The sequence below is a fragment of the Bradyrhizobium vignae genome, assembly GCF_900324035.1.
Taxonomy (GTDB): Bacteria; Pseudomonadota; Alphaproteobacteria; order Rhizobiales; family Xanthobacteraceae; genus Bradyrhizobium; species Bradyrhizobium vignae.
Genome location: NZ_LS398110.1, coordinates 3825278 through 3849395, shown reverse-complemented (window position 1 = coordinate 3849395; position 24118 = coordinate 3825278). Strand labels below are relative to the sequence as shown.

At 63.6% G+C, this 24118-nt stretch carries 21 protein-coding genes and 1 pseudogene; 7 read left to right on the top strand and 15 right to left on the bottom strand.

The genetic code is table 11. The features are described from left to right. Positions 1 to 29: 29 nt before the first annotated feature. Positions 30 to 1109, top strand: coding sequence for a quinone oxidoreductase family protein (locus BRAD3257_RS18740; protein WP_162500259.1), 1080 nt, complete (start codon positions 30 to 32; stop codon positions 1107 to 1109). A gap of 276 nt (positions 1110 to 1385) precedes the next feature. On the opposite strand, the gene BRAD3257_RS18735 is transcribed toward BRAD3257_RS18740, so the two are convergent. From BRAD3257_RS18735 to BRAD3257_RS18695, 9 genes are all read right to left on the bottom strand, one after another. Next, positions 1386 to 2090 carry an ABC transporter ATP-binding protein gene (locus BRAD3257_RS18735; protein ID WP_122403031.1) on the bottom strand — a complete coding sequence of 235 codons (705 nt, stop codon included), beginning with the start codon at positions 2088 to 2090 and terminating at the stop codon, positions 1386 to 1388. A gap of 7 nt (positions 2091 to 2097) precedes the next feature. Next, on the bottom strand, positions 2098 to 3378 hold the full coding sequence (locus BRAD3257_RS18730; RefSeq protein WP_122403030.1) for a lipoprotein-releasing ABC transporter permease subunit: 1281 nt from the start codon (positions 3376 to 3378) through the stop codon (positions 2098 to 2100). Positions 3379 to 3451: 73 nt separating this feature from the next. After that, positions 3452 to 4771, bottom strand: coding sequence for a proline--tRNA ligase (gene proS, locus BRAD3257_RS18725; protein WP_122403029.1), 1320 nt, complete (start codon positions 4769 to 4771; stop codon positions 3452 to 3454). 166 nt (positions 4772 to 4937) lie between these two features. Then, the gene (locus tag BRAD3257_RS18720) at positions 4938 to 6494 is read right to left on the bottom strand and encodes a copper resistance CopC/CopD family protein (protein ID WP_122403028.1); all 1557 of its coding nucleotides are present in this window, start codon (positions 6492 to 6494) and stop codon (positions 4938 to 4940) included. Beyond that, a complete protein-coding gene (locus BRAD3257_RS18715; RefSeq protein WP_122406641.1) occupies positions 6494 to 7012 on the bottom strand; it encodes a YcnI family copper-binding membrane protein in 519 nt (172 codons plus the stop codon). The genes BRAD3257_RS18720 and BRAD3257_RS18715 overlap by 1 nt, the downstream gene beginning before the upstream one ends. Before the next feature lie 20 nt (positions 7013 to 7032). Beyond that, a complete protein-coding gene (locus BRAD3257_RS18710) occupies positions 7033 to 7446 on the bottom strand; it encodes an alkaline phosphatase D family protein (RefSeq protein WP_244607988.1) in 414 nt (137 codons plus the stop codon). A gap of 20 nt (positions 7447 to 7466) precedes the next feature. After that, positions 7467 to 7997 (bottom strand): copper chaperone PCu(A)C, encoded by a 531-nt coding sequence (locus BRAD3257_RS18705; protein WP_122406640.1) that lies wholly within the window; start codon positions 7995 to 7997, stop codon positions 7467 to 7469. Positions 7998 to 8079: 82 nt separating this feature from the next. Then, entirely contained in the window at positions 8080 to 10296 is a 2217-nt protein-coding gene (locus BRAD3257_RS18700; protein WP_122403026.1) for a TonB-dependent receptor family protein, read from the bottom strand. 92 nt (positions 10297 to 10388) lie between these two features. Further along, positions 10389 to 10763: a DUF2946 domain-containing protein gene (locus tag BRAD3257_RS18695; protein WP_122403025.1), complete on the bottom strand. Its 375-nt coding sequence runs from the start codon at positions 10761 to 10763 to the stop codon at positions 10389 to 10391. 726 nt (positions 10764 to 11489) lie between these two features. Between BRAD3257_RS18695 and BRAD3257_RS18690 the strand changes: the two genes are divergently transcribed. Genes BRAD3257_RS18690 through BRAD3257_RS18680 form a run of 3 tightly spaced genes read left to right on the top strand, consistent with a single transcriptional unit; the run spans position 11490 to position 15076 of the window. Continuing rightward, positions 11490 to 12512 carry a sugar ABC transporter substrate-binding protein gene (locus BRAD3257_RS18690; protein WP_162500258.1) on the top strand — a complete coding sequence of 341 codons (1023 nt, stop codon included), beginning with the start codon at positions 11490 to 11492 and terminating at the stop codon, positions 12510 to 12512. A gap of 20 nt (positions 12513 to 12532) precedes the next feature. Next, entirely contained in the window at positions 12533 to 14035 is a 1503-nt protein-coding gene (locus tag BRAD3257_RS18685) for a sugar ABC transporter ATP-binding protein (protein WP_122403023.1), read from the top strand. Between the two features lie 12 nt (positions 14036 to 14047). Beyond that, complete coding sequence (locus BRAD3257_RS18680) at positions 14048 to 15076, top strand: ABC transporter permease (protein ID WP_122403022.1); 1029 nt, start codon at positions 14048 to 14050, stop codon at positions 15074 to 15076. A 392-nt stretch (positions 15077 to 15468) separates the two neighbouring features. Here the strand turns inward: BRAD3257_RS18680 and BRAD3257_RS18675 are convergent, their stop codons facing one another. Both BRAD3257_RS18675 and BRAD3257_RS18670 read right to left on the bottom strand, forming a co-directional pair. Continuing rightward, complete coding sequence (locus BRAD3257_RS18675; RefSeq protein ID WP_122403021.1) at positions 15469 to 16170, bottom strand: L-2-amino-thiazoline-4-carboxylic acid hydrolase; 702 nt, start codon at positions 16168 to 16170, stop codon at positions 15469 to 15471. Positions 16171 to 16217: 47 nt separating this feature from the next. Then, positions 16218 to 16544, bottom strand: coding sequence for a RidA family protein (locus BRAD3257_RS18670; protein WP_162500257.1), 327 nt, complete (start codon positions 16542 to 16544; stop codon positions 16218 to 16220). Here BRAD3257_RS18670 and BRAD3257_RS40335 point away from each other — a divergent pair. From BRAD3257_RS40335 to BRAD3257_RS18655, 3 genes and pseudogenes are all read left to right on the top strand, one after another. Then, positions 16521 to 16853, top strand: a complete 333-nt coding sequence (locus BRAD3257_RS40335; protein WP_174221539.1) for a hypothetical protein — start codon at positions 16521 to 16523, stop codon at positions 16851 to 16853. The two genes, BRAD3257_RS18670 and BRAD3257_RS40335, sit on opposite strands and share 24 nt — an antisense overlap. A 101-nt stretch (positions 16854 to 16954) precedes the next feature. After that, positions 16955 to 17110, top strand: a pseudogene (locus BRAD3257_RS18660) (LysR family transcriptional regulator); the annotation flags it as partial. A 125-nt stretch (positions 17111 to 17235) separates the two neighbouring features. Continuing rightward, positions 17236 to 20334 (top strand): hypothetical protein, encoded by a 3099-nt coding sequence (locus BRAD3257_RS18655; RefSeq protein ID WP_122403020.1) that lies wholly within the window; start codon positions 17236 to 17238, stop codon positions 20332 to 20334. Here the strand turns inward: BRAD3257_RS18655 and BRAD3257_RS18650 are convergent. From BRAD3257_RS18650 to BRAD3257_RS18635, 4 genes are read right to left on the bottom strand one after another with little or no spacing between them, the layout of a single operon-like run. Beyond that, a complete protein-coding gene (locus BRAD3257_RS18650) occupies positions 20331 to 21380 on the bottom strand; it encodes an ABC transporter ATP-binding protein (protein WP_122403019.1) in 1050 nt (349 codons plus the stop codon). The genes BRAD3257_RS18655 and BRAD3257_RS18650 overlap by 4 nt on opposite strands. Next, a complete protein-coding gene (locus BRAD3257_RS18645) occupies positions 21373 to 22353 on the bottom strand; it encodes an ABC transporter ATP-binding protein (RefSeq protein WP_122403018.1) in 981 nt (326 codons plus the stop codon). Before BRAD3257_RS18645 ends, BRAD3257_RS18650 begins: the two co-directional genes overlap by 8 nt. Further along, positions 22350 to 23171: an ABC transporter permease gene (locus BRAD3257_RS18640; protein ID WP_122403017.1), complete on the bottom strand. Its 822-nt coding sequence runs from the start codon at positions 23169 to 23171 to the stop codon at positions 22350 to 22352. The genes BRAD3257_RS18645 and BRAD3257_RS18640 overlap by 4 nt, the downstream gene beginning before the upstream one ends. Beyond that, positions 23168 to 24091, bottom strand: a complete 924-nt coding sequence (locus BRAD3257_RS18635) for an ABC transporter permease (RefSeq protein ID WP_122403016.1) — start codon at positions 24089 to 24091, stop codon at positions 23168 to 23170. Before BRAD3257_RS18635 ends, BRAD3257_RS18640 begins: the two co-directional genes overlap by 4 nt. Positions 24092 to 24118: the final 27 nt, after the last annotated feature.

Here is a 24118-nt window from a genome sequence, read left to right as displayed (position 1 = left end):
CGGCTTCACCCGACTTTGAGGTGAACATCATGAAAGCTGCCGTGCTCAAATCCTTCGGCTCGCCATTGGTGATCGAAGATGTCCCCGAACCGGTGCTCGGCACCGGCGAGGTCATCGTCGATGTCGTCGCCACGCGCGTGCTCTCCTACATGAACGAGGTCTTCAGCGGGGAGCGCAATTACGCACTCGACTTGCCGGTCATCCCGGGCCCCGGCGGCATTGGCCGGGTGCGCGCGATCGGCCCGGACGCGACCAAGCTGGCGACCGGCGACTGGGTGTTCTGTGATCCGACGGTGCGCTCGCGCGATGACGCCGTTGCGCCCGATATCGCCCTGCAAGGGCTGACGGCCGCCGGGCCCGGTGGCATGTCTCTGCAAAAGCACTTTCGCCACGGCTCCTTCGCCGAGCAGATGCGCCTGCCGACCGAGAACGTCAAACGGCTCGGCGCGATCACGCCTGAGGAGGCGACGCGTTGGTGCGCACTGGGCACGCTGCTGGTGCCCTATGGCGGCTTCCTCGCTGCGAACCTTCGTCCTGGCGAGACCGTGCTGGTGAACGGCGCCACCGGCAATTTCGGCAGCGCGGCCGTCTCGGTCGCGCTCGCGATGGGCGCCGCCTGCGTGGTCACGCCTGGCCGCAACGAAAAGATCCTCGCCGACCTGGTCCGCCGCTTCGGCAGCCGCGTGAAGCCGGTCAGGCTCACCGGCAATGAGGACGACGACCGCGAGCGCATGAAGCGCGCTGCATCAGGCCCGATCGACTGCGTGTTCGACATCATGCCGCCCTCGGTGAGCCCGACCGTCGTGCGGGCCGCGGTCATGACGGTGCGCGCATATGGCCGCGTCGTGCTGATGGGCGGCGTCGGCATGGCGGGCGGCGCCGGCCTCGAGCTGCCCTACCCCTGGATCATGCGCAACTGCATCAGCATCCACGGCGTCTGGATGTATCCGCCGGATGCGGCGAGCCGCCTGATCGCGCTGGTGCGCGCCGGGCTGCTGCGGCTCGACGAGTACGAGACCACCGCCTTCGACCTCGAGCATGCCAACGAGGCGGTAGCGCATGCCGCGGCGAATGGCGGACCGTTCAAATTGACCGTGATCAGGCCTTGAGCCCTGAGGCGGCGGCAGAGCGCCGTCGCCGTTTTTTCGTCAGTCCCGTCAAGCACTTGGCTACTGTGCATGGGGTTGTTTTCGCAGTTTTGAGTTCGACTCGAGCAGCGCGGCGTCGGGAACTCACCGCTCCCTTGGGAGAGGTCGGCGCGTTCGTCCCGCGCGCCGGGTGAGGGTTTACGGTCTTTCGTTGGGCAGTCCCCCTCATCCGATTGGCTGACGCAAATCGACCTCTCCCCGCTGGGGAGAGGTGAACCGAGCCTGCGGCTGACTTGCTTAATCGAGCTCGACCACTTTGCCGTGCGACAGCGAGACGCGCCGGTCCATGCGGCCGGCGAGCTCCATGTTGTGGGTCGCGATCAGCATCGACACCTGGGTCGCCTTGACCAGCTGCATCAGGGCCTGGAACACGTGCTCGGCCGTACCTGGGTCGAGATTGCCGGTCGGCTCGTCCGCAAACAACACGCGTGGCGCGTTGGCGACCGCACGTGCGATCGCGACACGCTGCTGCTCGCCGCCGGACAGCTCGGCCGGGCGATGGGTGATGCGATCGCCAAGGCCGAGATAGCCCAGGATCTCCTTGGCGCGCTTGACGCTCTCGGACTTCTTCAGGCCGCGGATCATCTGCGGCAGCATCACATTCTCGAGCGCCGAGAACTCCGGCAACAGCCGGTGCGACTGGTAGACGAAGCCGATATCGGTGCGGCGGAGCTGCGTGCGCTCGATGTCGGGCAGCTGCGAGGTCGGCGCGCCCGAGACATAGACCTCGCCGGAGTCGGGCGCTTCCAACAGCCCCGCGATGTGCAGCAGCGTCGACTTGCCGGAGCCCGAGGGCGCCACCAGCGCGACCGACTGGCCGGCCCACAGCGCCAGCTTGGCACCGTCGAGGATCGTTAGCGGCACCTCACCCTGCAAGTACTGCCGCTTGATCTCATGGAGATAAATGACCGGTACATCCTCGGCCCCCTGCTGCTGCTCCATCAGCCCCTCACTCATACCGGAGCGCTTCGACGGGATCGAGCCGCGCGGCGCGCCACGACGGATAGAGCGTCGCCAGGAACGACAGCGTCAGCGCCATGACGACAACCGCCGTAGTCTCGCCGATGTCGATCTCTGCGGGCAATTTCGACAGGAAGTAGAGTTCCGGCGAGAACAGCTCGGTGCTGGTCAGCCAGGACAGGAATTGCCTGATCGATTCGATGTTGAGACAGATCACGAGGCCAACGCAGAAGCCGACCAGCGTGCCGACCACGCCGATCGAAGCGCCCGTGATCAGGAAGATCCGCATGATCGATCCTTGCGAGGCGCCCATCGTGCGCAGGATCGCGATATCGCTGCCCTTGTCCTTCACCAGCATGATCAGGCCCGACACGATGTTCAGCGCCGCGACCAGCACGATCATGGTCAGGATCAGGAACATGACGTTGCGCTCGACCTGGAGCGCATTGAAGAAGGTCGAGTTGCGCTGCCGCCAATCGACCAGGAACACCGGCCGGCCCGCAGCCTCCGTCACCGCTTTGCGGAAGGCGTCGATCTTGTCGGGATTGGTGGTGAACACCTCGATGGAGGTCACGTCGTTGCTGCGGTTGAAATAGGCCTGCGCCTCGGCCAGCGGCATGAACACGAAGCCGAGATCGTATTCGGACATGCCGATCTCGAACACGGCGACGATCTTGTACGGCTTGATCCGCGGCGTCGTGCCCATCGGCGTCACCGCGCCCTTCGGCGCCACCAGCGTGATGCTGTCGCCGGCATGCAGCGATAGCTGGTCGGCGAGGCGGCGGCCGATCGCGACGCCCTGCCCGTCGTCGAAGCCTTCGAGCGAGCCCTGCTTGATGTTCTTGGCGATCGAGGTGAGGTTGTTGAGATCGTCGGACCGGATGCCTCGCACCAGAACGCCCGAGGCGTTCCATGGCGATGACGCCAGCGCCTGACCATCCACGACGGGGGCCGCGAGGCGGATGCCCTCGACCTGACTGATGCGCTCGGCGACGTCCTTCCAGTCGGTCAGCGGCGATTCCAGCGGCTGAACGAGGATGTGGCCGTTGAGCCCCAGGATCTTGTCCAGCAGCTCTTTGCGGAAGCCGTTCATCACGGCCATGACGATGATCAGCGTCGCGACGCCCAGCATGATGCCGAGAAAGGAGAACCCGGCGATGACCGAGATGAATCCCTCCTTGCGGCGCGCCCGCAGATAGCGCGCCGACAGCATCCACTCGAATGGCGCAAAAGGCGCGGTTTGCACGGTCTCGGTCATGGTCTCATCCATCGCTCGATAATCCCATGATTCGGGGTCAATTGTGGCCGGATTGGCGGCCGCGATATCGGGCGATGAACAATATTCAGCCGACCAGCCGGGCGACCGCGTCCGCCGGCGACATGGTCTCGCGGGCACCATCGCTGCGCCGCTTGATCTCGACCTTGCCGTCGGCGAGGCCCTTCGGCCCGATCATGATCTGCCAGGGGATTCCGATCAGGTCCGCGGCGGCGAACTTGGCGCCCGCGCGCTGGTCGGTGTCGTCGTAGAGCACGTCGACGCCCTTGGCCGTGAGCTCGGCATAAAGCTTCTCGCAGGCCGCATCGACGGCCGCATCGCCCTGCTTGAGGTTGAGGATCGACGCGCGGAACGGTGCCACCGCCTCCGGCCATTTGATGCCGGCATCGTCGTGGCAGGCCTCGATGATGGCACCGACCAGGCGCGAGACGCCGACACCATAGGAGCCGCCGTGGATCGGCACGTCGACGCCGTCCGGGCCCGCCACCAGCGCCTTCATCGGCTCGGAGTATTTCGTGCCGAAATAGAAGATCTGACCGACCTCGATGCCGCGGGTGTTGACCCGTTTATCCACCGGCACTTCCCGCTCGAAGCGCGCGGCGTCGTGGACGTCCTCAGTCGCCGCATAGAGCGAGGTCCACTGCTTGATGATCGGCGTCAGATCGCGGTCATAATCGACGTCTTCGCCCGGCACCGGCAGGTCCAGCACGTCGCGATTGATGAAGACGCCGGATTCACCTGTCTCTGCCAGCACAATGAACTCGTGGCTGAGATCCCCCCCGATCGGTCCGGTCTCGGCGCGCATCGGAATCGCCTTCAGTCCCATCCGCGCGAAGGTGCGCAAATAGGCGACGAACATCTTGTTGTAGGCGACGCGTGCCGCGGCCTCGTTGAGGTCGAAGGAATAGGCGTCCTTCATCAGGAACTCGCGGCCGCGCATCACGCCGAAGCGCGGGCGCTGCTCGTCGCGGAATTTCCATTGGATATGATAGAGATTCAGCGGCAGGTTCTTGTAGGACTTCACATAGGCGCGGAAGATCTCGGTGATCATTTCCTCATTGGTCGGCCCGTACAGCAGCTCGCGCTTGTGCCGGTCGGCAATGCGCAGCATCTCCGGTCCATAGGCATCATAGCGACCGCTCTCGCGCCAGAGGTCGGCGAGCTGGAGTGTCGGCATCAAAACCTCGATCGCGCCGGACCGGTCCTGCTCCTCGCGCACGATCTGCTCGATCTTCTTGAGCACGCGGAAGCCGAGCGGCAGCCAGGCATAGATGCCGGCGGCCTCCTGCCGGATCATGCCGGCGCGCAGCATCAGGCGATGCGAGACGATCTCCGCCTCTTTCGGATTTTCCTTCAGAATGGGCAGAAAGAAACGCGACAACCGCATGGTAATACTCTGGGAATCAGTGATCGGCTGCAGTGAAACCGGATTGGGAGCAAAAACACAAGACCGGGAATGAGGAAAAGCCGCTAACGCGGCGAAATTCCTTGTCATTTTTCCGTCGACTTCAGGTTCAGCTCGAAGTTCAGCATGCGCCGCAAACTCGGCAAGCTTAGGGCGGCGCCAGCTCGAGCTCGTCCTCCAGCGTGATCTTCTCGAAATCAGTCACAAGCGCATCGATCCGCACGCGCCAGCGTCCGGCGAAAGGAAGCTCTACCTTGCGGACATGCCAGTAGTGGTCCGGCCCGAGCGAGGCACCCTGCTCCATCGGCTCGATGCCGCGCTCGGGCAGGCTCAGAGTGAGTGTCACCTCCTTGGCCTCCAGCAGCGTGCCCCCGCCGGTCATGAGCTGGAGCACGAAATCGTCGATCCCCGCCTTGCCGGGCGAGACCAGCACCTGGAACATCGCCTTGTCGGTATGGATGTGGATCGCCAAGGGCGTCTCGGGAACAAGGGTCCGAGGCGGCGGCGTGAAGCGCCAGCCGGCGACGAGGGCGAAGATGGCAACAGCGATCGCGCCTTCGAACACGATCGAGCGCTTGAGGGCGGCTGCGCGCCCTCTCTCCAGCGCCGGGGTGAAACAGAAGCGGTTGAGCGCTGCGAGTGTGACCAGCAGGAGCACCAGTGCGAGCTTGGCGAGAAGAACGAGACCGTACCAGGTCTCGATCAGCGCCGCGGGCTTTTCGAGCTGGACGATCGCGAGCGCAAGGCCGCTCAATGCGAGGAGGCCGACCATCGGCACGGCGATCCGGGAGAAGCGGTTCACGATCGGCAAGGCCTTGTCCGGCGACATCGACACAAGCGCTGCGAGCGGCGCCAGCGCGCCGATCCAGAACGCGACGCCGACGCCGTGGAGGAAGATCGCCGGACGCATCAACATTTCCGGCGGCGCGGTTGCGGCGTGTCCGGTCATCGCGAGCGACAAGCCGACGCCGATGAATGCGAGGATCGCAAGTGAGCGCGCATAACCGGCGTTGCGCAGGGCCATCAATGCAAACAGCATCGCGGCGATCGCCACCAGCATGGCCGGACCCGCGCTGGTCGCGAACGCGACCTTCCAGGGAGCAGTCGTCGCAACCGCCGGGAGCGGCAATCCGAGCAGATCGAGGCCCAGCGCACCGAGTGAAATGACGGCGCTCGGCACACCAATGGCGAGCGCGACGCCCGGCGCGACCATGCCCGTGAGCGACCGCGCCATCCATTGCACAAAGAGCGCGCCGCCGACGCCGACGAAAAGCCCGAGATAGAGGCCGATCCGCGTCAGCCAGATCAGAACCTTCAGGCCGGCATCCGCGCTCGCGGGCGGCTGCGTCGCCGTCGGCGTACCGATCGAGAAGATCACGGAGCCCGCGACCGGATGACCGTCCTGCGAAATGACGCGATAGCTGACCACCGCCGTGCCCTGCGGCAGGTCCGGCGGCATCGCGATCGAGATCGCCTCACCCGATGCGCTGACGCGCGCATCGTCCCGCGCCCTGCCCGCGCCGTCGATCAGCCGGATTGCACCTGGCGTAACCGTTTCGTTGAAACGCAGCTCCAGGGCCTTTGGTGCGCTCGCAAGAATGCTGCCGCTTGCGGGCGTCACCGAGATCAGCGCCGCATGGGCCGATGCGCCGGTCGCAAAACCGGCAACGAGGAGCAGCGTCGTGAGCGCGGCGAGCAGGCGCATCAGGGTTTTGGCATGAGCTTCACACCCGGGGCCGGCGACTTGCTCTCATGCGAATGCGCTGCGCCCTCCGCTGGGATTTCGATCCAGCGGCTAATGCCGGATTCGCATTCCTGCACGACGGGGAAATACAGGATCGTGTTCGGCTTGAGCACGTCGGTCAGCATCGTCTGCATGACGAACTCGTCATAGTACCTGTCCGGCAGCTTCCCGCCGGACCATGTCACCTCCTTGACGCCGGAGGAGAGCTTGCTGCCGTGAAAATCGTACTCGCTGGCATATTTGCCCTCGAGCACATCGACAGTCCAGCCAGCCTTCGGCATCGGCTTCACCGCGATCACCCCTTCCGGGATCTGCACGCGGAGCTTCACGGTGGGCGAGCCCGCGCAGCCATGCGGCACGGCGAATACGGCCTTGTAGTACGAGCCGACGGCCGCCTGCTTCGTCTCGAGCGTGACGTGCGCCGCCGCCGGCGATGCGGCGAGCGTGGCAGCGAGGATCAGACAGGATCTCTTCGACATGTTCGGCCTCTTCGAGAAGATCACTTGATCAGGATCGGCGATTCAACGTTGACATGATCGGCCTTCGAGATCGATATCCCGAGGCCCAGCATCCAGCGTCCGGGCGTCAATTGCGCGACCTTCGCGTGCCAGCCGTCCTCGCTATCGCGAGACGCCTGCACGGGTGCGAGCTTCCTGCCTGTCTGCGTATGCACCAGCGTCACCGACACGGCTTCGGCCGAGAGCGGCGTCTCGTCCGTGGTTTCGAGCTGGATGACGATCTCGACCGGGCCAGCTCGGCCCGGCGATACCGTGACATTGGCCATCGCCTTCTCGGTGTGGAGATGTGTGAAGAAGCTGTCGTCGTCGGTCGCCGCTGCAAGCGGCGTGGCGGCTACCGAGAGCAACGCAACCATCGCGAGCGCAAGGCCCGTAAAATTCCGGCGAGTGGTCATGGGAGACTTGATCCTCTGCATCACATCTTCATTCCGGAATGATCAGGCATCTTCTTCATTTCCATGTGACCGGAATGTCCGCCGTCGCCGGGGGCCTGAGCGCCGACGCCCTGCACGTCGAGGGACACCGCGACCTTGCCGGCCTTTTCGAACTGAAGCGTCACCGGCACTTTGTCGCCCTGCTTGAGCGGGCCTTTCAGCTCCTGGAGCATCAAGTGACTGCCGCCGGGAGCAAGCTTCACGGTCTTGCCGGCGTCGATGACGAGCCCTCTGTCGAGCGGCCGCATCTTCATCACACCATTGTCCATCGCCATCTCGTGGACCTCGGCCTTGCCGGCGATGTCCGCGGAAACGCTGACCAGCCTGTCGGGCGCCGTTCCCTTGTTCTCGATGATCAGATAGCCGCCCGCAACCTTGGCGCCGCCCGGCGTTGCCCGGCTCCAGGCCTGCGAAATGACGAGATCGCCGGCCTTGACGTCGTCGGCCGATGCAACGGCACAACCAGTGAGCAGCAGCGAAATTGTGAGAAGAGCAAGCTTCGTTTTCTTCATGGTGATTCCCTTGTTCATAGTCGTTCGGACTCTCGTGATCGCCTCCCGCAGGGCAGATTCGGCGGCAAGTGACGTGCAAGCCTCACCATCGATACCTCATTCCGACGTACACTGCCCTCCAAGTACCCGGCTCAAACAAGGGCGACGTTGCCGTCGCTCGATCAATGATGCTCGCGCTGGCAATGTAGGTCTTGTTGGTGAGATTGCGCCCCTCGATGTAGCCGGACAGCGGGCCGCCATTATCGAACCCTGCCTTCACGCCGAGCAGCGCGTAGGGCTCCGTCGTCAGCGTGTTCATGCTGTCGACGAAATACGCCTGGGGTACCCATTCGACATTGGGACCGAAGTAGAGACCGGTCGGGTGCTTGTAGAGCAGCTCCGCGCGCAAATAGTGCGCCGGGGCTCCCGGCAATTTGTTGTTTCCAAAGGTCGGATCGTTGTCGAAACGGAAGTCATTGAACGTATAGGCGACGTTGAGCCAGATCTTGTCCGGCGCAGATCCGCTCACGAAGATCTCGCGGAAGATTGCGGCCCCCGCCCCCGCCTCGACGCCCTGATGAATGGAGCGGTCTGCGTTGGTCACATTGCAATTGCCGAAGGCGCTGTAGAGGCATAGGAGCTCGTCGCGAATGTTGGCGCGATAGGCGGCGAGCTCCCACGCATAGTCCGGCCGCCTCATGCGCGTTCCGATTTCGTAGGTGGTCGCGATCTGGGGACGGATGCTGGTGAACGGAATCGTCGGAATGCCGGGACCGTTCGCGCTCTCACCGAAGCTCGGCACCTCGGCGCTCCGCGACACATTGGCGAAGGCCTGCCAGCCTGGATCGATTTGCCACAGCAGCCCGCCCTTGGGTGACCATAGATTGAAGCGCGTTGCCCCTGATTGATCTCCATCGCTCAGGAAGCGATCCTGCCGATTGCGGGTTGCGTACAGAAACTGCGTGCCGCCGACGACCGCGACGTTCGGAAGGAAGTAGAAGCTGTCCTCGATATAGACGGAGGCATTTTCCGAGCGATCGATCGACGACGACAGCAGTGCGCCCTTTTGCCCGGCGATGTTGGCGAATTGCTGGTTGTCGATGCTGCCGTTCAATACGTTGACACCAGCGACCAGTCTGTTGCGGAAGCCTCCGATCGTGCGCTCGTCTGTGACCTTCACAAAGCCGCCGTAGTCCTTGTAACGGTAGTCCAGCCACTGGAAAATCGGATGCATCAGATGGCGGTCGACCCCGAAAGCGCCAAATTCAACTTTGGTGTCATCGAACCGCACCGCCGTCTTGTTCGCCAGCCTGACGGTCTCGATGTTGCGCTGCTGATCCATTGCAACGTTTGCCGGCGCGGCAGCCTCCGGATTGGTCAGGGCAGACGTCCTAGTCACAGTACCAGGAATCCGTTGCCGCACCTCATTGGCGTTGAGGTAAAACCGCGTCTCAACGTCCGGGGAGAACTGATAGCCGACATTGCCGCTCAAGCGGTTGCTCGACCCGAAGCTGTGATCGCGAAACCCGTCCGCGGACTGCGTCGAAGCGGTCACGAAACCATCCCAAGGCCCGTTCACGCCTCCTGTGTTCGCCTGAAGGCGCTTGAAGCCAAACCCTCCGACATCGAGCGACACGCCATTCGGCAACGCGTCGCGGCCCGTCGGCGTCACGAAATTGATGGCACCTCCGAGCGAGTTCGCGCCGAACTGGAGCGCGTTCCCGCCTTTGTAGACTTCGACGTATTTGTAGGCCGTCGGATCAATCTCCTGGAAATCGCCATAGCCGTCCGCAGTGTTGATCGGAATGCCGTCCATGTAGAGCTGCACGCCGCGCAGATGGAAATTGCGCGACAGGCCCGAGCCGCGAATCGAAAGACGCGTGTCGTCGCCCCATTTGGGCTGGGCGAACACGCCGGGCACGTAGTCCAGAATGTCCTTGATTGTGTTCGAGGGGGTCGAATTGCGGTAGGCGTCGGCCGATACGAGCGCCACACTGCCCGGCGTCTGGTTGATTTCCGCGAGCGCTTGTTGCGCGGTCAGCACGGTCAGGGCGCCTGGAATGCCCGTCCCCTGAGCGCTCGCGGTCGGCTGCGGAGTCGGAGTCGTGCGCAGGTCCCGCGCAACACGCTCAGGCCGCACTGCATCGCGTTTTGGACGCGGCACTGACACGCGCTTTTCAGAAGGCGCTTCAACCGTCACCGGGGGAAGTTCCGGCCGATTCAGCTGCGCCCGCACAGCCTGTGGAAACGCCAGAATGGATGCGGAGGCAAGTAGAATCGCGCGCGCACGCGCGCTCTGCAGAGAACGAAAACAAGGCATGAGCCAATTCCTGATACCGGCGCACCAGCCGGTCTGTTGCAAGATGCCCGTCGCGCGCCAACAAGCGCACCGGGGCAAAGTTCGTCAGTACGTCAGGAAATTCGAGGCGGTGCGCGGGCCTGGCCGCTCGAGCCCTCATGAAGGGCGACGGCGGGGACCTCAGCGGGACGCCACACCACCCGGCCAGCGTCGCGGGCGGGAATGGCGAGCGCAACCTGCGGCGGCGAATCCAGCGAGGCGCCGGCATGCGCCAGGCAGCACAGCGCACAAGCGCCGGCATGCGCGGTCGGCGTGCCCGACTGATCATTCAGACCGCCCTGCTCGCCTACACTGTGGCAGATGACGGCTGCGGACAACGGATCGGACACGGCCTCGCCCGTCGCCCAGCAGGCGGCAATCGGCGCCAGCACCTGCATCACCAGGGCGAGCAGGACCAAGGGCAAGTATTTTTGTAGCCGTGCGCGCATCCGCCGAAACCGTTCGCTCGACCGGCAACTAAACACTGCGGCCGGGGCCGAGTCGAGGTCAGTTCCGCCGCCTTCTTGACCCAGCGCAGCTTTCTCGAAAGCTGTGGTCGGCGTGTGCCACCGCCGTCGGTCCGGCATTTGAGGCAGGGAGACCTGCCCCGCCTGTCCACAAATTTCTTATATTTGTCATATGGTTATATGGCTAAAAGCTCGATCATTTCGTCAGCTGCTCGAATTTTGAACATTCGTTGCTGAAAATGATGACAAGTGAGAAAAGTTGATCTAGCATCCTCTTGCTCAGGCGCTGACCGTGAGGTCGAGGCCTGGTGGTCCAAGTCTCGGGAGGAGCCCCTGGCGCGCAAAACGCAGCGTCGCCCCGTCAATCAAGAGCAAATCTTAGAATCGGGGATAATAGGGTCGACACAATTTTTGAGCGGGGCCAGGGCCCCGCTCTTTTTTTTGCGTGCGTGGCAGATGAACGCTCCTTCCGACCACAGCGACCAGTCATCGTAGTCGAGCATTGCGCGCGGGGCATTGCGCTCGCGCAGGGATCGACGCGCGGGCGATGCTCGACCTCGCGGTGACGCGCAGCGGACACTCCCGGCTGATGCGACGCCTGTCTCGCGGTTGATTGCAGATTGAGTGCCAACAACTCTTGTGAGAGACTTTCGGACATCGGTCGCGCAAGCAATGACGCGCCGACGACAAAATATATGGGAGCGAGCGATGTCCGGGACGAAAGATTTCTCGACGACGAGGCGCGATCTTCTACAGGCGGCCGCGACCGCCGGCGCCGGGGCTGCCCTCTTCGGCAGCCTGGGCATAAACCCCGCACTTGCGGCCGAAGTCGGACGCAGCGAAAAACCGCTGAAGGCGGCCTTCTCCAACGCGGGCCTCCAGGCCACCTGGTGCGCGCAAGGAAAGCAGGCGGCGGAATTCTGGGGCAAGCTGTTCAACGTCGAAGTGACCTGGTTCGACGGCCAGCTCGATGCGGTCAAGCAGCGCGCCGCGATCGACAACATGGCCTCGCAGAAATGGGACTTCGTCGCGATCCAGGCCTTCGGCATCGGCACCCTGACCCAGCCGGTTCAGAAGATGATCGACGCCGGCACGCCCGTGATCGACATGGACACGCTGATCGCGCCGCTCGATCAGATCAACGTCCACTCCTTCCTCGCTCCCGACAACGAGTTCATGGGCGCCTCGGTAACGCAGGCGCTGTGCAACGCGATGGGCGGCAAGGGCAAGATCATCATGACCCAGGGCGCGCTCGGACATACCGGCGCGCAAGGAAGAGCCAAGGGCTTCAACTCCGTCGTGAAGCAATTTCCGAACATCGAGGTGCTCGACACGCAGCCGGCCGACTGGGACGTCTCCAAGACGGCGCGTCTGTGGGAAACGTACCTGACGAAATATCCGCAGATCGACGCGGCGTTCTTCCACAATGACGACATGGCGCTTGCGGCGGCCAACATCATGAAGGCGCGCGGTCGCACCAACATCCTGATCGGCGGCGTCGACGCCATGCCGCCGGCGATCCAGGCGGTGAGCGAAGGCCGCATGTTCGCGACCGTCCGCAATCCCTCCTGCCGCATCCATGGCGGCGCCATCATTGCAGGCGTATCGGCCGTGGTCGGCGGCGAGAAGAGCGGACAGGGAATCCCGAAGAACGTCGTCACCGACGGCCCGGTCGTGACCAAGGCCAACGCCGCCGGGATGCAGTGGATGCAGGATCACTTCCTGATCTGAGTCTCCAGATCTGAACTTTCATGACTGCGGGACAACAGCCTATCCTGGAACTCCAGGGCATCACGAAGAGCTTCGGCGGCGTCGAAGCGCTTCGTGGTGTCGACTTCGCGCTTTATCCCGGCGAGATCCACGGTCTCGTCGGCGAGAACGGCGCCGGAAAAAGCACGCTGATGAAGATCATCGCCGGCGTGCACACCGAGTTCTCCGGCCGCTTCCTGGTCGACGGCCAGGAGATGCATTTCCGCTCGGCGCGGGATGCGCACGCCGCCGGCATCGCCATGGTGCATCAGGAGCTCAGCGTTGCGCCCGACCTCACGGTCGCGGAGAACGTCTTCCTCGGCAACCAGCCGACCAACGCGCTCGGCCTCGTGCAGTGGCGGCGGATGGCGCGCGAGGCGGGCGAGCAGCTCGCCCGCTTCGGCATCGACGTCGACCCGATGGCGCGGCTCGGCGATCTCCCGATCGGACTGCAGCAACTGATCGAGATCGCCCGCGTGCTGTTCTCCGGCGCCCGCATCGTCATCCTGGACGAGCCGACCTCTGCCCTCTCCCCGCCCGAGGTCGAGCGGCTCTTCGCAACGCTCCGGCGGCTGCGCGAGGAAGGCACTGCAATCGTCTTCATCTCGCATTTCATCGAGGACATCCTGCGCGTGTCCGACACGGTGACCGTGTTCCGCAACGGGCGGAAGGTGGCGGAGACCGCGAGCGCTGCGACCAGCAAGGGCGCGCTGATCGAGGCCATGATCGGCCGCGGCGGCGAGGTGCTCGAGCATAGCTACACTGACGATCTGATGCTGCCGCAGCCGAGCGACAGCAAGGTCGTTCTTAGGGTCGACCAGCTATCGCTGTCCCGCAGCCTTCGGGACGTCTCGTTCGAGGCTCGCGCCGGCGAGGTGCTCGGCATCTACGGCTTCATGGGGTGCGGCCAGCAGGAGCTGTCGCGCATCCTGTTCGGCAAGCTGAGGCCGGACAGCGGCACGCTCGCCGTCGAGGGCGCGCCAACGACCTTCGCCAGCACGGCGGCGGCGCGGCGCGCCGGCGTGGCGCTGGTGCCGGAGAGCCGGCGCGACATGCTGTTTCACCAGGAGCCGGTCTACAAGAACATCTCGATCAGCATTCTCGACCGCATCTCGTCCGTGCTGCTCAAGCCGGCGCAGGAGCGCGACATCGCCAAGCGCCAGGTCGATCAGCTGCAGATCCGGCCGCCCGTGGTCGGCCTCGATCTCGGCATGCTCTCGGGCGGCAACCAGCAGAAGGTCGCGCTGGCGAAATGGCTCACCTACCCACCAAAGCTCCTGGTGCTGTGCGAGCCGACCCGCGGCATGGATGTCGGCGCCAAGAACGACGTCATCAACATCGTTCGCGACCTCCGCGCCAGGGGGCTCGCGATCATCGTGCTGTCGACCGAGCCGGAAACGGTGCTGTCGCTGGCCGACCGCATCCTCGTGCTCAAGCGCGGCGCCTTGGTGCGGGAATTCAGGAACGAGCCGGTCAGCAAGGACCGCCTGCTGGAGGCGGCGTGACGGAGACGCACAATGGCGAGCAGTGAGACGGCTTTTGCGGGAGCTCGTCGGGCGCGGGGCCTTGCGCCCTTCCTTCGCTCGCAGATGCGCAACATCGCGCCGTTCCTGACGCTGATCTTCCTCTCCGCCTTCTTCGCCTTCGCCAGCCCCTCCTTCGCGACGCTCGACAATCTCGGCAATATCCTGACGCAGGTGTCGGTCACGGGCATCATCGCCGTCGGCCTCACCTTCGTGATCCTCTGCGCCGAAATCGACCTGTCGATCGCCAGCATCGCCAACGTCACCGGCATTGCGGTCGCCTACTTCACGCTGCAGGAATCCTACGTCAACATCGCCAACATCCCGCTGCCCGGCGCGGTCGCGGTCATCCTGTCGATCCTGCTCTGCGGCCTGCTCGGCCTCGTCAATGCGCTGGGGCTGACCGTGATCGGCATCCCCTCCTTCATCATGACGCTGGCGATGATGCAGATCGCCGCCGGCATCTCCGCGCTCTTGGTGCGCGGCCAGATCGCCTACAAGGTGCCGAGCCTGATCACGACGCTCGGTTCGGGCTCGATCGGCGGCATCCCCTGGATCGTCATCGTCGCCGCCATCATGCTGCTCGGCGGCCATCTGGTGCTGACCTACACGCGCTTCGGCCGCTACGTCTACATGGTCGGCGGCAACCGCGAGGCGGCCGAGTATTCCGGCCTCAACGTCAAGCTCATCCTCGGTGCGGTGATGGTGATCTCGGCGGTGTGCTCCGGTATCGGCGGCATGCTCGGCGTTGCCCATTTCGGCAGTGCCCAGCAGAACGAGTTCGACACCTACCTGCTCGACTCCATCGCCGCCGTCGTCGTCGGCGGCACCAGCCTGTTCGGCGGCCGCGGCGGCATCGGCAACACCATCGTCGGCCTGTTCGTGCTCGGCGTCCTCAACAACGGCCTCGACCACGTCAACATCGACAGCTTCCTGAAAATCCTGATCCGCGGCCTGATCCTTTTGGCCGCGCTGGTCATCAATGTCTACGCGCAGCGCTTGAGGGAAAAAGCGGCGGAGTAGACGGCCGCAAAAACAAAAACTGCGAAAACAACCCCATGCACAGTAGCCGGGGCCAGCGAAATCAATGACTTGCCGGCAGCATCGTTAACTTCCGATTTGGCGAAGTCGATTTGACTCGTCGGGCAAAACAGGGGCATGATGTCATCATCGGCAGCCGGCTTCGAAAGGCCGGTGCATCCCCCGTCGTTGCGAGCAGAACGGCGATCTGGGATCTACCTAAGGCGCGATGAAATGAGGCTCGATCGCGCAAATGGGACAATCCCCAAGAGGAGAAAGCCCTCACCCAGCGCTTTGCGCCGACCTCTCCCGCAAGCGAGAGAGGTTGCACCGAGCCCGTGGCAATCGGCTCGACCTAAAGCCATTCCGCTCTATCGCGGGTCAGCGGGTGCGGTCTAACTCCCAGCCTCGGCATCCGGCGACAACCGCGAAAACCGGAAATTGCAGTGGCTGGCGCCGCCCGCCAGCGTCTGGGTCCGTTCCAGGCGGATGCCTCGCGTGGCGTAGGCGACGAAGTCGAGGCCGCAGATGGTCGGCAGGATCTCCTTGTCGCCATGACGTGCCGCGAGCTTGCAGAAGCCGCAGGCCTTGTAATCGATGCCGAACTCGAAGCTGTCCTGGGGACGCGGCTCAACGAAATCGTAGACGAAATCGTCCGGAAACTCCGCTTGGTGAGCTCTTGTAACGCTTCTTGCCGCCTGCTCGCGCATCAAAGCCTGGTTCTCCCGTGACATGAACTGACGCCCCGCGGCGAGACGCTCGGCTTCGGATGTCGTCAGCAGCTGCGCCTTGTAGGTTTCCCGCTCGATCTCGCCGATCACGGGCACCGGCACGTCGTGGCGACGCAGCACCCGGCTGATGGCCATGAAGCCGGTCAGGCGCATGAAGAAATCACTCATGCGGCTTGCCGCGCCACCGACGTAAGGAATCTGGGTGAGGACGATCTCGAATTCGTCCATCACCTCCTGCCTGATTGCGTCGATATCTGAGAGTTGCGCGCGCTCGCGGAGCATCGCGTCGGCAAGGTCTAGTCGCTCGCGCATGGCGGCTTCCATGGCTTGGCGGTGCGTCTGGTAGAACGGATGGATCTCGGCCATTGGACACCTGATATGATTGGCTCATTTGCAACATCGACGGCGCCGCCTCATTCCGCGGCGATCGCTTCGATCTCCAGCAGCCATTTGCTGTCGACGGTCTCGACGACAACGACGGTCAGTGCCGGCTGGTGCTCCCCGAGCATGGCGCGGCGAATGGCGCGGTTGATCACGAGCTGACTGCGTTCCGTCAGGAACGTCGTGACCTTGACCAGGTGCTCGACGCCGAGACCTGCCGCGGCGAGCACCTCCCTGACGTTGCGCCAGGCCTGCTCGCATTGCGCCTCGAAGCCGTCGGGCACGGTGCCGTCGGACTTTTCAGGCACCTGGCCGCTGATGAACAGCAGGCGGCGATGCTGCTTCAGCTCGAGGCCCATGCTGTAGCCGCCGGCGGGCGGGTGAACCGTTGCGGGATTGTGGCTGACGATGTGAGTGGCGACATGGCGTTTCTCCGGATTTGCGGGTCAAGGCTATCCGGCGGCATCACCCTTGTGCAAAGCATCATTGCTGCGGTTCAGCGCAAGGAAATCTATTGCAAGCCCGCGGCCTATCGGTGTCAAAGTGCCGTTGCGATGACCTACGCCCTTCCCCCGCTCAACGCGCTCCGCGCCTTCGAGGCCGCCGCGCGCCACGCAACCAGCCAATCACCCGGACCCGATCCTTCATTGATCCGTTCGCAGCGATAGCCCGGATGGTGGCTCACCCCGCGGGTGATCAGCACGTCGACCTTCCCCTCGACGAGCTCGTGCAGGCCGGCGGGCTGCAGCACGCGCAAACCGATCTCCGCACCTATCTGCCCGGAATCTCCGAAGGCTTTCGCCACATCGCCGAGGCGACCTCGCAATTGAAGCCGACAGGCGCGGTACTGCTGCAATTGGGGGCCCATGGCAGCTACGACCTGCGCCGCCTCGAGCTTGCGCAGTTTCGCAGCGCACATGCGGAACCGATGATTCATATCTGTTCGATGCCGAAGCCCGTATCAAGACCGGCGATGAAAAGGAGGGCGAAGGACTGAGCGCGGTCGACGGCATCAACCGTATTCGTAACATTCTGCGTCAGCCGAGACAGGTGGTCCGGCTCGTTGGCCTTTCGGGTGTGGGCAAAACCCGGCTTTGTGAAGCGCTGTTCGACGACAAGGTCGGCAATGGAGGGCTTGATCCTTCACTGGCCTACTACACGAATGTAGCCGAAGACCCTAACCCTGCACCCATCGGTCTTGCCTCCGATCTGATTGCGGCGCGCAGGCGTGGTATCCTCGTGATCGACAATTGCCCCTTCGAGCTTCATGGTGAGTTGGCGAAGGTGGCGCGCGAGGCGAACTCGACCATCAGCGTGATCACGGTCGAGTACGATATCCGTGATGATCAACCCGAGGGCACGGATGTCTTCGCACTGGATACGTCCTCTCTTCCCCTTATCGAGAAGCTGGTCGCACGGCGCTATCCTCAGGTCTCACAAATCGACGCAGGAACCATAGCGCAGTTTTCGGGCGGCAACGCGCGCGTGGCACTCGCATTGGCCGCCACAGTTGGGAAAAATGATTCCATCAGTAAGCTCAGCGATGCGGATCTGTTCAAGCGGCTCTTTCAGCAGCGGCATGAACACGACCCCGATTTGCTCTTGATCGCCCAGGCGTGCTCGCTGGTCTACTCCTTCGAAGGTGTCAAAACAGAAGGCGAAGGTGCCGAGCTGCCCATTCTTGCAGGGCTCATCGGCAAGCCCGTATCGGAGGTTTACGCCGCAGTCGCCGAGCTGAAACGACGCGATCTGTTGCAGGAACGCGCGGAATGGTGCGCGGTACTGCCGCACGCAATTGCCAATCGCCTTGCTGCGCTCGCCTTGCAGAACATTCCCGCGGCGACGATTGTGAAGACGCTGGTGACCGATGCGCCTCTGCGCCTTAGGCGCTCGTTCTCGCGAAGGCTTGGATATCTCGACGGCAGCAAGGAGGCCCGTTCTATCGTTCAGGCCTGGCTCGCCCCGGGAGGGATGCTCGCGGACACCCCCAATCTCGGCGAAGACGAACGAACGATGTTGGCAAATGTCGCGCCTGTCATGCCGGATGAGACCCTCGCAGCCATCGAGCAGGCCTTGAAAGACGCCGACGAGCCTACGCTGGCCAAGACCACGCATGTCGTGCGGCTGCTTCGCTCGCTTGCCTATGAGCCGGAACACTTCAAGCGGGCGATCGCTTTGCTGATCAAGATCGCCCTGGCGGCAAAAGGCGATGACGACAGTGGCGCCGTGGGTATCGTGCCGTCGCTGTTCTACATTGTTCTGTCCGGCACGCATGCGCCAATCATCATGCGGCTCAAGATTCTGGAAGGTTTGCTAAAGTCGGACGAGCCCGGGTGTAGAGCGCTGGGGTTGAAATCCCTCGACGCCGTCCTGAAGACCGACCATTTCTCCTCGGCCCATGGCTTTGAATTCGGCGCGCGTTCGCGTGACTACGGCTACTATCCGCCAACAGGCCAGGATGTGCAGGATTGGTTCGACGCAGTGCTGCACCTGATCTCGCCCCTTGCCCTATCCGACGCCCCTGTTGCGCCCGGTGTACGCACTGCCATCGCTCATGAATTCCGGGGCCTCTGGTCCAACGCTGGCCAAGTGGATGCTTTGGAAGCGCTAATGAGGCAAATCGCAAGCAAAGGATTCTGGCGCGAAGGTTGGGTAGCCGTGCGTCAAACGCGAATTTTTGATGGCGAACACATGCCTGCCGAAATACGCGAGCGGCTATTGGCATTAGAGGAATTTCTTCGTCCCAAGGATCTCGTCGACAAGGTGAAGGGCGTGGTCCTGGGATCAGGGCGCAACATCGATCTGGATGATCTCGACGAGGTCGAAAACGACGACTACGAGGACGCGATGGTGCGCATGAATCAGACAGTCGAGAGTCTCGGAAAGGATGTTGCGAACGACGACGAGGCATTCAAAACGCTGCTGCCGGGCCTCGTGCGTGGCGGTTCTCGCGTCCCTCTGTTCGGCGCCGGCCTCGGAAGCACCACAGAGAAGCCCTACGAGATTTGGCAGGCCTTCATGACCGAATTCTCGGTAACGGATAAGCCCGACACAGGGCTGATGGGCGGATTCTTGACGGGTCTGCAAAAGCGGAATGCCTTGTTGGCCGACAAAATGTTGGACGAGGCCGTCGAACACCCATCGGTTGGGGTGTATTTTCCGCACCTTCAAGCGCGGATCATTGTGGATGAGAAAGGCGTCCAGCGCCTGCACCGAGCCCTCGAACTCGGCAAAGCCGACATCACACAATATTTCGCGCTGGGCTATGGCCGCGCGAGCGATGAGATTCCGGGACCGCAGTTCCGAGACGTTCTCCTTGCGATCGCGAGCAAGCCCGGCGGCCTGACGGTCGCGTTGGAAGTCCTGTCAATGCGCCTAGTTTCAAATGGAATCGACAAGAAGGACCCGGTGCCCGAGGTTGCCGAGGCGGGGCGCGTTCTCCTCGATGCTTTTGAATTCCATGCAAAGGATGCTCGGTCGGATCGGGAAGATCGCGAGTTGGGAAGCATCGCAAAGGTATCTCTGGCGGGGGAAGAGGGCATCCCAATCGTCCGGCGCATCATCCGAAAATTGATGATCGCGGTGGGCCGCTACGATATTCACGCGTACACGCAGGATGATCTTGTAACGGGCCTGCTTCGCGTTCATCCGGAGATCGTGCTCGACGAGGCCTTCTCGGGCGACGCCAAGGCGCGGCAAAAAGCCGTGCAGGTCTTTGTCGATTTCCAGCGCTTTCACAAAAACCCGCTGGGCGTCGTGCCGGATGATGTACTTCTAGCGTGGTGCGATGCTGATCCCGCCGTTCGCTATCCTCTCATGGCGGCATCGGTAGGCCTGTTCAAGCGTCCTGCGAACAACGAACCGCATGAGTGGCTTCCCTTGGCATCGAAGTTGCTGAACAAGGCCCCCGATCCTCATGCCGTATTGAATGAGATCGTGCGGCGCTTACGTCCGTGGAGCTGGAGCGGGTCGCTCGCGACGAAGCTGGAAGAACGCTTGAAACTGCTTGAACAGCTTCCGGGCGACCACACACCAGAACTTGCCAATGCTCTCGACAAGGCCAAGGCTGACCTTCAGGAATGGATCACCAAAGAGCGTAGGAACGAAGCCGCGGAGAGCCGGGCACGGGGCGGCCGGTTCGAGGATTAAATTTGCGACTTCCGCTCACTTGACATCGGCTCCCCCGCAATCTCCTCGCTTCGCCAGCACCGCACCGCGTGCCCATCCGCCCGCGTCTCCAGCGACGGCCCCGGCTCATTCCGGCACACCGCCTCCGCATACCGGCAGCGGGGGCTGAAGGCGCAGCCGTTCGGTGGATTGAGCGGGTTGGGCAAGTCGCCGCCTGTCGTCACCAGCGGCGCATGGCGCAAGGGATCGGGGATCGCGGCGATCAGGGCTTGCGTGTAGGGGTGCGCGGGACGTTCGAAGATCTCGCGCCAGTGGCCGTTCTCGACGATGCGGCCGAGATACATCACGGCGACGCGGTCGCTCATGTGCTCGACGACGCCGAGATCATGGCTGATCATGATGTAGGACAGGCCGAGCGTGTCCTTCAATTCCAAGAGCAGATTGATGATCTGGGCTCGGATCGAGACGTCGAGCGCCGAGACCGGCTCGTCGCAGATGACGATCTTCGGATTGAGGATCAGCGCGCGCGCGATGCCGATGCGCTGGCGCTGGCCGCCGGAGAATTCGTGCGGATAGCGATCGGCCTGCTCGGGGCGCAGGCCGACATGTTTCAGCATCGTCGCGACGCGGTCCTCGATCTCGCTTTTCGCGGTCACGCCGTGCACGCGCAGGGGATCTTCGAGCGTGCGACGAACGGTCTGGCGCGGATTGAGCGAGGCGTAGGGATCCTGAAACACCATCTGCACGATGCGGGCCAGCGCCTTTCGATCGCCGGATTGCCTGTTGGTCACGACCTGCCCGTCCAACACGATGCGACCGCGCGTCGGCGTCAGCAGACCGAGGATCGAGAGCGCGACCGTCGACTTGCCGGATCCGGACTCGCCGACGAGGCCGAGGCATTCGCCGCGCTTCAATTCGAGATCGACACCGTCAACCGCACGCAGCAGCCGCCGGCCGCGGCCCAGCAGGCCACCTCCCAGCGGGAAATGAACCGCGAGATCCTCGATGGTGAGAATGAGATCGTCGTCCCGCCTGGCTTCGCCCAGCATGTTCTGCGGCTCATGCATGGTGATGACACCTGACCAAGCCGCCTGCCTCCAGCAAATCCGTCTTGGGCGCGGCTGTCCGACAAATATCGGTCGCCTGCGCACAACGGGGATTGAACCGGCAGCCATCCGGGAAATTCGTGATCGCCGGGACGACGCCCGCGATCTCCTTGAGCCTGCTGCGGCCGAGCGCGGCGCGGCTGCCCAGCCGCGGCAGGGAGTCGACGAGGCCCTGCGTGTAGGGATGGGAGGGCGCGCGGAAGATATCCGCCGAGCTGCGCTCCTCGACGATGCGGCCGGCATACATCACGGCGACGCGGCGGCAGACATTGGCGACGAGGCCGAGATCGTGGCTGATCATCAGGATCGCCGTTCCGCGCTCGGCGCATAGGTTTCGCATCAGCTCGATGATCTCGGCCTGCACGGTAACGTCGAGCGCGGTGGTCGGTTCGTCGGCGATCAGGAGGTCCGGACCGCAGGCGAGTGCGATGGCGATCATCACGCGCTGGCGCATGCCGCCCGAAAGCTGATGCGGGTAATCCTTCACGCGCCGCTCCGGCGCGGGGACGCGCACGCTCGCGAGCGACTCGACCGCCAGCTGGTTGGCTTCCCGCCAGCTCTTGCCCTTGTGCAGCACGAACATCTCGGCGATCTGCCGTCCGACCGGCGAGACCGGGTTCAGCGCCGTCATGGGCTCCTGAAAGATCATGGCGATGCGGTTGCCGCGCAGCTGCCGCTGCCTGGCGGCTGAGAGGTTCTGGATCTCCCGCCCCTCGAACCGGATGGCGCCACCGCCGATCGACAGCGGCGACCGCAGCAGGCCGATCAAGGCGAGCGCCGTGATGCTCTTGCCGCAGCCGGATTCGCCGACAAGGCCGAATGTCTCGCCCCGATCGATCCGGAACGAAATGCCTTCGGCCGCCGCAACGCGCCTCGATCCATCATCGAGATCGATGCGGAGATCCTCGACCTCGATCAGCGGCGCCCCTGTCATGTTCGCCGGCTCCGCGATTGGGGATCGAGGATGTCGCGCAGGCCATCGCCGAGCAGGTTGAGGCCGAGCACGGTCAGGAAGATGGCAAGGCCGGGAAAAACCGAGAGCCACGGCGCCGTCGTGATCTGGTCGCGGGCCTCGGACAACATGCTGCCCCAGCTCGGAAAGGGCGGACGGACGCCGAGCCCCAGGAACGACAATGCGGCTTCGGAGAGAACGGCGCTGCCCATGCCGAGCGTGCCGATCACGACGATCGGCCCTAACATGTTCGGCAAGAGCTGCGTGATCATGATGCGCAGATCGCCATAACCGAGCACGGTTGCGGCCTGAACGTAGCCCTGGTTCCGCAGCGACAGCGCCGATGCGCGTGCGAGCCGGCAGGTGAAGGACCAGTTGGTCAGCCCGAGCGCGATCAAGAGGCTGGTCAGGCCGGGACCGAGCACCGCCATGATGGCGAGCGCAAAGATCAACGAGGGGATCGCGAGCATGAGATTGGTCAGGGCGTTGACGACATCGTCCCACCAGCCGCCAAAATAGCCGGCGCTCAGACCAAGCCCCACGCCGATGACGCTGTTGATGAGCTGCGAGACGATGCCGACCGTCAGCGAGATGCGGGCGCCGTAGACGACGCGGGAATAGATGTCGCGGCCCTGTCCGTCGGTCCCGAACCACCAGGTCCAGCTCGGAGGCTCCTCCGCATTCAAGAGGTTGGCATCCATGACGGGGTCCGTATGCGCCAGCCAGGGCGCGAGCAAGCCCACCAGGATCGCAAGCGCGAATAACGCGCCCCCGATGACGAGATTGGCGCGGAGCTTCATGCGTATCTGATCCTGGGATCGATCACGCCGTAGAGCACATCGATCAAGAGATTGATCGCGAGAAAGAACAGCACCACCACGAGAATGGAACCCTGGACGGCGGGAATGTCGCGCTGCAGGACGCTGTCCACGAGCAGCGAGCCGATCCCCGGCCAGGAGAACAGCTTCTCGACCACGACCGCCTGCCCCATCAGCGCGCCGAACTGCAGGCCCATGGTCGTGAGAATGAGGACGAGCGCATTGCGCATCACGTGCCATTTCACGACCCTGGTTTCGCTCATGCCCTTCGAGCGCGCCGTGCGGACGAAGTCCGCGGTCATGATCTCGAGGACCGCGGCGCGCGTTGTCCGCGCCAGCAGCGCCATCGGCGAGACGCCGAGCGTCACGGCCGGCAGGATCAGATATTTGAGGCCGCCATCGCCATAGCCGAAACTCGGCAGCCAGCCGAGCCTCAACGCGAACAGGTACATCAAGAGCAGTCCGAGCCAGAACTTGGCCAAAGACAGGCCCGATACCGCCAGGACCATCGAGACGGTGTCGACGAGGCTGCCCGGCCGCAACGCCGCGACGAAGCCGAGCGGGACGCCGAGCAGAACCGCAAATGCCATGGAGGCGAAGATCAGCTGCAGCGTCGGCCATGCCCGCTTGGCGATCATGGTCGTCACCGGCTCGCGGGTCCGGAACGACGCCCCCAAATCACCGGTCGCGAGCCTCGCGACATAGGCGCCGAAGCGCATGTAGACGGGCTGGTCGAGGCCGAGCTGCTTCTTCATGCGCAGCTCGACCTGCGGGTCGCTGTCGTCGCTCATGGTCGAGGCGATGCTGCCTGGAACGACACTGAACAGCACGAACACCAGCAGCACGACGGCGAGCACGGTCGGAATGGTCTGCAGCAGGCGACGGATCAGGAACGAGAGCATCGGCACTTTTCCTCGCTCCCTCCATTG